General features: G+C 42.1%; 5 protein-coding genes. 1 reads left to right on the top strand and 4 read right to left on the bottom strand.

The window, feature by feature from the left end:
• Positions 1–257 precede the first annotated feature (257 nt).
• Positions 258–1259 (bottom strand): ribosome biogenesis GTPase YlqF, encoded by a 1002-nt coding sequence (ylqF, locus tag ACKLNX_RS05485; RefSeq protein WP_411692904.1) that lies wholly within the window; start codon positions 1257–1259, stop codon positions 258–260.
• A 228-nt stretch (positions 1260–1487) separates the two neighbouring features.
• Between ylqF and ACKLNX_RS05480 the strand changes: the two genes are divergently transcribed.
• Entirely contained in the window at positions 1488–2423 is a 936-nt protein-coding gene (locus ACKLNX_RS05480) for a GGDEF domain-containing protein (RefSeq protein ID WP_411692905.1), read from the top strand.
• Between the two features lie 136 nt (positions 2424–2559).
• On the opposite strand, the gene tilS is transcribed toward ACKLNX_RS05480, so the two are convergent.
• The 3 genes from tilS to dnaE form a co-directional block, all read right to left on the bottom strand.
• Complete coding sequence (gene tilS, locus ACKLNX_RS05475; protein WP_412971552.1) at positions 2560–3888, bottom strand: tRNA lysidine(34) synthetase TilS; 1329 nt, start codon at positions 3886–3888, stop codon at positions 2560–2562.
• 89 nt (positions 3889–3977) lie between these two features.
• Positions 3978–4934, bottom strand: coding sequence for an acetyl-CoA carboxylase carboxyl transferase subunit alpha (gene accA, locus ACKLNX_RS05470; RefSeq protein WP_411692907.1), 957 nt, complete (start codon positions 4932–4934; stop codon positions 3978–3980).
• A gap of 43 nt (positions 4935–4977) precedes the next feature.
• On the bottom strand, positions 4978–8397 hold the full coding sequence (dnaE, locus tag ACKLNX_RS05465) for a DNA polymerase III subunit alpha (RefSeq protein ID WP_412971556.1): 3420 nt from the start codon (positions 8395–8397) through the stop codon (positions 4978–4980).
• Positions 8398–8401 lie beyond the last annotated feature (4 nt).

The raw sequence follows: 8401 nt of genomic DNA, 5'->3' as shown, positions 1-8401 counted from the left end.
GAGTTGTTGTGCTAACATCTTTTTCTTTATGAAAATTTGAAAGCACTAGTTTGATCTCATTAATATCATAGTCAACATAAGTTTGAATTGACTAAAACTTAGTGATCGAAGCTTAACCGATCAGCATTACGCCTTCGCGGTGATGACGTATGAGGTGCGGTGATGACGTATGAGGTGCGGTGATGACGTGTGAGGTGCGGTGATGACGTAGGTGGTGCGGTGATCACGCAGTGGGAGCGGTGATGAAGGTGGGAGCTTTATTTGCGCTTCTTCATTCTCTCGCTTTGTTCAATTCGTTTCTCAGTGCGTTTTTCTTTCCTATCTTTCTTATCTGGTGTCAAAGAACCATCTTTGAACTTTTGTTTGCGACTCTCTTTATCCGCAATCTTCTTCGCGGCCTCTTCTGCCATCAAGATCTTTTCCTGAATTAACATTTCTGGGGTTTCGAGCGTAATTCTTCCCAACTTACCAGAGCGTAGTTCGTTAATAAGGACTTCGCATATTTTATGCAAATTGACACGTCCACCCGCCATTAATGCGCCACGTTTTGAAGCTGCTAATTCCAAGAACTCAATTTCAGTCTCTGGCAAGTCCTCAATTTTAAATCGCTCCTTCATCAATTCGGGATACGCTTTAATTAGATAATCAGCGGCATAAAACCCAACATCGTCGTATTCCATTGCGGTGTCTTTCACTGCCCCAGAAGCCGCTAAACGATAGCCAGTATTTGGATTCTCCAATTTTGGCCAAAGCACGCCAGGGGTATCGAACAATACAATGCCGCTTCCTAAGTTAATGCGCTGTTGGTTTTTTGTCACCGCGGGTTCGTTGCCAGTTTTTGCGATAACACGATCGGCAAATATATTAATTAATGTTGATTTGCCGACATTCGGGATCCCCATAATCATCGCATTGATGGTCTTAACCGAGGCGTCTTTTTGCGCGCATGTTTTGCGAATAAGCTCAATGATTTGCTTACTCTTCGCCGTATTATCAGTAGACGTAGTGAATGTCTTCACGCCTCTTTCAGTTTCAAGATGGGCCTGCCATCTCTCAGTTATTTCTGGATCGGCTAGGTCTGCTTTATTTAAAATTTTGATGCAGGGTTTATCGCCTCTGATTTTTGCAATCTCAGGGTTTTCGCTTGAATAAGGAATACGCGCGTCGAGCACTTCAATAAGGATATCTACCTGACTAAGTGCTTCTTTTATTTCTTTTAGGGCTTTGTGCATATGCCCTGGGAACCAATGAACGGCCACGTCAATTATCCTTCAATATATTAATTGCGCTTATTTTACTGCATTTGATTTATTTTATTCGATTAATTTACCAAAAAATAAAGACTAGCGTCATGCTACTAAACTCCTTGGCATGACTATTGCTAAATCAAAGTCTAATCGTCAATAAAACGACATTATTGACTTAAAAATTTACAGTTGATTGAAATAAGTGATTGAAATATCACTAGAAATCTATTTGGAGTAAAAATGGATATCCTGGCATTAAATAAAGATCGTGAAACTAAGGATAGTCCTGTGCTTGAGCCTGGTATGGCATCAACATACGAATATGATGATACGAGATTATGTACTATGCTAACTACCAGTGAGTCCTCAAATATCATGCGCCGCATGCTGCAATCTATTGAATTAGAAGAATTAGCGAAGACTTATTTTGAATTACTTACTGCTAAACTTCCCTGCACATCAATAAAAATAAGCTTTGCAGAACAAATTTTGTTTTTTGGAAACTCAACGCAAAATGCACGCAGTATGAAAATTTCACTCGACTACGGCCACCCTTTCGGTGCTCCTCAGCATGCCCAATTGGCGTATGTATTCTCACAAGTTCTATCGCCCGGTCAGCGTAAACTACTTTCAGAGATACACGCAATCTATGCCATGGGATTAAAACATGCTTTGGAGTACTACCGAATTCGTCAGTTAGCAACTAAAGACATGCTTACTGGCTTGTGCAATCGTTCACATTTCAACGATTCAATTCAAAAACTCATCAGTATGAGCATTCGTAATCAGCAAACATTTGGTTTATTGGTGCTCGACTTAGATAACTTTAAACAAGTGAATGACGGCCATGGACACCAACAGGGTGACGAAGTGTTGATTGAGTTCGCAAATGTGCTTACAAGTTCTCTAAGAGAGTCTGACCACGCATTTAGGTTTGGTGGTGATGAGTTTTGTTGTTTATTGATTGATAGCGATCAGGAAGCGAATGAACAAGTTGCGAAGCGTATTCAAAATACCATCAATGAACATCCTTTGTTTAAAGAGCACAAAGTCACCACGAGTGTTGGTGCAACCACTTTTGACGAGAATGACACGCAAAGATCATTATTCAAGCGCGCAGACATTGCGCTTTATGAAGCTAAGCACTCTGGTAAGAACTTATTTAAAGCTGCTTAATTACGATTGTTGGTCTCTCTAAGTCAGGTGAGGCCTTCATCCTCTCGTGATGGCTGTCTTGGACTTACTTCGGACGGTTCTTTGAATGCTTCATTCAACGCTTCTTTTGACAAACGGCAAAGCTTTGCCCTATTAACTAAATGTCGCGAATTGCCTGCTGTATTGCCTGATGGCTGGCCTCGTTTATTGAGTATTCATCAATGAATGAGTCACTAATTACGAGTTGCTCCTTGAGTTGAACGGCAATAACTTGCTCATTGTGGCAAAGAATTGGCATTGCCAGCCTACTCCAAGGTGTTACACCACTCTCTTTCATCCACGTTTTAATGCTTTTTGTTGGCCTATTTGCATATAGGCGCACTTTTCGCTGTAAATCACCATAGCTGACGATAATAGTCTGCAGCTTTCCTGACAAAACTAAACTAATCGTTTTCTGTTCAAGTGGTGTTTGAAAAACATCAGCAACTGCAACCCAATATAAAGACTGCTCAAAGCTGCGGCATTGCCAATCATTCAGCTGAACAAAACCGACTTGATCAGCCTTCGCCTCACTGAGCTTAAGAATCTCGTCGAGTTGAGCTGCAGAGGGAGCAAAGGAAATCTGCTGTACACTCCATAGTCGAATCACCTCATTAGCAAGCGTTTTTGGTAGGCTTGATAAGCCAGCTATAGACAAACTCGCATTATCATTTTGTACTTTTTCTAATGCTTCTAAAGCAAACTCTTCTACCAATTCATTTTGTTGCGCACATAATTTAGCACTACGACAGATCGTTTTATTTATTTGCGGCCATTTAGCCTTTAGAGCAGGCATGACTTCATTACGAAGAAAGTTGCGATCAAATGAGCTATCTTGATTAGATTCGTCTTCTACCCACGAAAGTTGATGCTCTCTTGCGTAGTCTAAGATTTCTTTTTTCCCAATCCCAGCATTAATCCAAGGTCGAGCATATTCCACCTGAGCTTTATGTTTAAAGCGCTCAGCCATACCGCTTAAACCTTTAGGGCCTGCTCCGCGCTTCAGTTGCAGTAATAGTGTTTCTGCTTGGTCATCTTCATGCTGACCAAGCAGTATGATGGTTTGTGCTGAGCTTTGTGCTGAGGTTTGTGCTGAGGTTTGTGCTGAGGCTAGCTCATCAATCGCTTGATAGCGGGCATTCCTAGCAATTTCCTCTAAGCTTAATCTGGCTTGTGCTTGAACTTTCACTTTTTGATACTGAAGAGGAACTTTCAGTTTTTCACACAGGTTTTGACAAAATAATAGCCATTCGTCGGCATTAGGACTTAAACCATGGTGAATATGTATAGCATTAAGTTGAATGGGCAATGAGGTCTGTTTTACTAGGAGATGGCATGCATGCAACATGACAACGGAGTCGACACCACCGCTGAGTGCGACTGTAATGGATGTTTGAGGGCCGACACAACTCTGAATACTATTGACGAGCTGCGATGTTGTAGACATACCCATTCCGTTAAAGTGAGACATGATGGCTAGGAGCGTGTTGTCCTAGCCATTAATCAGTGCTTTTTAAATACGATTATCGCTATAGTTTAGCAATAACCAAAAGACATCAGTCTTTCGTAACGTTCTTCAAGCAAGGTTTCTGTTGGCAAGGTTTGTAATTGAGCAAGCTGTTGCTTCAATACGGCCTTCAAATTAGCTGCCATACCGTCATGATCACGATGAGCAGCACCTAAAGGTTCATCAACGATTGTGTTAATTAGCCCTAGCTCTTTAATTTGTGGAGCCGTAACACCCATCGCCTCAGCAGCGATTGATGCTTTCTCTGCACTTTTCCATAAAATAGATGCGCAACCTTCAGGAGAAATAACTGAGTACGTGCTGTATTGAAGCATGTTTACTCTATCGCCAACACCAATTGCCAATGCGCCGCCTGAACCACCTTCACCGATTACGGTACAAATAATTGGAACAGTCAGCTCAGCCATTACTTTTAAGTTCATAGCGATCGCTTCACTTTGACCACGTTCTTCTGCACCAACACCAGGATATGCTCCAGGAGTGTCAATGAATGTGATAATAGGTAAATTAAAGCGTTCAGCCATGCGCATTAAACGCAATGCTTTGCGGTAACCTTCTGGTTTAGGCATACCAAAGTTACGTTTGATTTTTTCTTGTGTATCACGGCCTTTCTGATGTCCGATAACCATAACTGGAATGCCATCTAGTTTTGCTAGGCCACCAATAATCGCTTTATCGTCAGCGTAGGCACGATCACCCGCTAATTCATCAAAGTCCGTTAACATTCTATCGATATAATCTTGAGTGTAAGGGCGCATTGGGTGGCGAGCAATTTGAGAAATTTGCCATGCACCAAGATTAGAAAATACTTTTTTAGTTTGCTCAGAGCATTTCTCTCTTAGCTTGCCGATCGCTTCTTCTATGCTTACGTCGAACTCGCCGCCTTGATTGACGATACGCAGTTCCTCAATTTTGGCTTCTAACTCAGCAATTGGCTGCTCGAAATCCAAAAAATGTCCACTCATGTTTTATCCTAACAAATAGTAAAACCCAGATAATTCTGGATTTTTAATTAAATTCTAAGTTAACTTGCTCTGCGCCAAGTACGTGACGCAACTCAACTAATAATTGTTCTTCTGGCTCTATACACCATTGCATCCCTGATTCAATCGTAAGCTCAGCGTCTTCATGCTCAACATGAATATGCAATGGGCAAGTGCCATTTTTATAATCTTGCAATATACCCTGCACTTTAGCGACTGTTGACAAAGTACACAACTTTTCTGGGATACTTATTTTCAATTGTTTTACATATTTTGATCGAGCTTGAACAATAGTTAACACATCTTTAGCGTTTATTGTATTGCCACCAGAGAAATCATCAAAGCTGACCTGTCCTTTTACCCACAATAAATTGTCGGAAACCAGCACAGATTCGAATTGCTCATACATATCTGGATAAAAGCGTACGTCCATTCTGGCAGACTTATCATCCAATGTCACAATTCCCCAACGACGCCCTTTCTTATTGGTCATTACGCGAACGCCAATTACCAAACCAACCGTGCTAACAAACTGCTCGCGGTTAGTCGGAGTAAGATCGGCCAAGCGTCCGTCAGTGTATTGCTTAATCTCTTTCAAGTACTGATTTATCGGGTGCCCGGTTAAATATAGACCTAAGGTCTCTTTCTCGCCATCTAACCAAACTTTTTCTGACCATTCAGGAACATTGGCAAATGCATTGTTTACGTCTTCCTCTGACTCAACTTGCACGCCAAACAAATCTGTCTGACCAGCTAATTCTGCTCTAGCGTGTTGACTCGCCGCATTCAAGGCGTCTTTGATACTGGCCATTAATGCAGCACGGTGAGGACCTAAATTATCCATCGCACCACTGAGCACTAATTTTTCTAGTACACGTTTGTTGACGCGTTTAACATCCACTTTCGCACAAAAATCAAACAAATCCTTGAATACACCTTGTTGCTCTCTTGCTTCAATGATTGCTTCAACTGGACCTTCACCTACGCCTTTTATTGCGCCAATGCCATAGACAATTTGCCCTTCGCCATTCACGGTAAACTTATATTGGCCCGCGTTTAAATCTGGCGGCAAAATATCGATATTCATATGGCCACACTCATCGACAAGGGTCACGATTTTATCTGTGTTGTCCATATCAGCCGACATTACCGCAGCCATAAACTCAGCTGGATAGTGCGTTTTTAACCATAGGGTTTGATAAGAAACGAGTGCATATGCTGCGGAATGTGATTTGTTAAAACCATAGCCCGCAAACTTCTCAACCAAATCGAATATTTTTATTGAGAGTTCTGGATCAATGTTGTTGTCTGCAGCCCCTTGCTCAAATGAAGCCCGTTGCTTGGCCATTTCTTCCGCTTTTTTCTTACCCATTGCACGACGCAATAAATCAGCGCCACCCAATGAATAGCCCGACATTACCTGTGCAATCTGCATTACTTGTTCTTGATACAGGATGATGCCGTAAGTAGGCTCTAGTATTTCTTGCAAGCACTCGTGTTGATATTCGGCATCGGGGTAAGAAATGGCTTCTCGACCATGCTTCCTATCGATGAAGTTATCAACCATGCCCGATTGTAATGGGCCAGGTCTAAATAAGGCCACGAGTGCGATGATATCTTCAAAGCAATCGGGCTTGAGTCGATTAATTAAGTCTTTCATACCGCGAGATTCTAGCTGGAATACGGCTGTAGTCTCTGCTTTTTGTAGTACTCTAAAACACTTCGGATCTTCAAGTGGGATTTGGGTAATATCAACATCTTTACCCTGTACCTCTTTGATCATATCCACTGCCCACTGAATAATAGTCAGTGTGCGCAGGCCCAAGAAATCGAATTTAACTAAGCCTGCGGTTTCAACATCATTTTTATCGAATTGAGTAACTGGGTTTGAACCTGTTTCGTCACAGTATAAAGGTGAGAAATCGGTAATCGTCGTGGGTGATATTACAACACCCCCAGCGTGTTTACCGGCATTCCTTGTTACCCCTTCGAGTATGCGCGCCATATCAATGAGATCTTTTACTTCTTCATCTTCGGCATATAATTCGGGTAATCGTGGTTCAACCGCAAATGCCTTTTCTAAGGTCATTCCGGGATCACCAGGGATCAGTTTAGAAATACGATCAACAAAACCATAGGGATGGCCAAGTACTCTACCTACATCACGAATAACGGCTTTAGCGGCCATTGTTCCAAAAGTGATAATCTGAGATACGGCGTCACGCCCATAAATTTCGGCAACGTGATCGATTACCTCGTCTCGGCGGTCCATACAGAAATCGATATCGAAATCGGGCATAGATACACGTTCGGGGTTCAAGAATCGTTCGAAAAGCAAATCAAATTCGAGTGGATCAAGGTCGGTAATATCTAAGGCATAAGCTACTAATGAACCTGCACCAGACCCGCGACCAGGGCCCACAGGAATGTTGTTGTCCTTACTCCATTGAATGAATTCCATAACGATTAAGAAGTAGCCAGGGAAGCCCATTTGGTTGATAACTTTGAGCTCTATTTCGAGTCTCTCATCATATTCAACACGCTTTTCTTTGCGCTCTTCTTCGTCAGGAAATAGTTTGAGTAAGCGGCGTTCTAACCCTTCTTCAGATACTTTAACTAAGAACTCTTCGGTACTCATATCACCAGTTGGAAACTGAGGTAGGAAGTACTCGCCTAAAGTTAATTCAACGTTGCATCGCTTGGCGATTTCAACGGTATTTTCAACGGCTGATGGAATGTCTTTGAACAATTCCGTCATTTCTTGTGCACTACGTAAATATTGTTGCTCGCCGTGCTTTTTAGGGCGACGTTTATCGTCTAAAGTATAGCCTTCACTAATGCAAACACGTACTTCATGTGGCTCGAAACCTTCGTGGTCGATAAAACACACTTCGTTGGTAGCAACGACAGGTAAATCGTTCTGCGCAGCCCATTCTACCGCACGATGAATATAATCTTCTTCGCCATCACGACCAGTTCGAAGTAACTCTACGTAATAATGATCATGAAAGTATTGTTGAAAAAATGCAGTAATATTTTTGGCAATTTCTGGATTGTTCTTTGTCAACGAAATACCAAGATCACCTGCCAGGCCACCGGACAAAACAATGACACCTTCAGCGTGTTCCGCCAACCACTCCTGACGCACAACTACTTTATGTTGCACATGCCCTTGTCGATAGGCTTTAGAAATGATTTCGGTGATATTCTTGTAGCCTTGGATGTTTTTGGCAATTAGCGTTAAACGCGTAATTTCATCGGGGAAGTGAGGTGACAACAACCAGATATCACAGCCGATAATCGGCTTTACGCCAATACTCCAAGCGGTGGAATAGAATTTGACTAAGCCGCACATATTCATGAGATCGGTGATCGCAATGGCGGGCATGTTCATTTCTTTCGTTTTCGCTAGAATCGGCTTTACTTTATTCAAGCCGTCTTGCATTGAA

It is taken from the genome of Glaciecola sp. MF2-115 (assembly GCF_047250385.1).
In the GTDB taxonomy this organism is placed as follows: Bacteria; Pseudomonadota; Gammaproteobacteria; order Enterobacterales; family Alteromonadaceae; genus Glaciecola.
The sequence above is the reverse complement of the archived record's forward strand: the minus strand, read 5'-3'. Positions and strand labels throughout refer to the sequence as shown.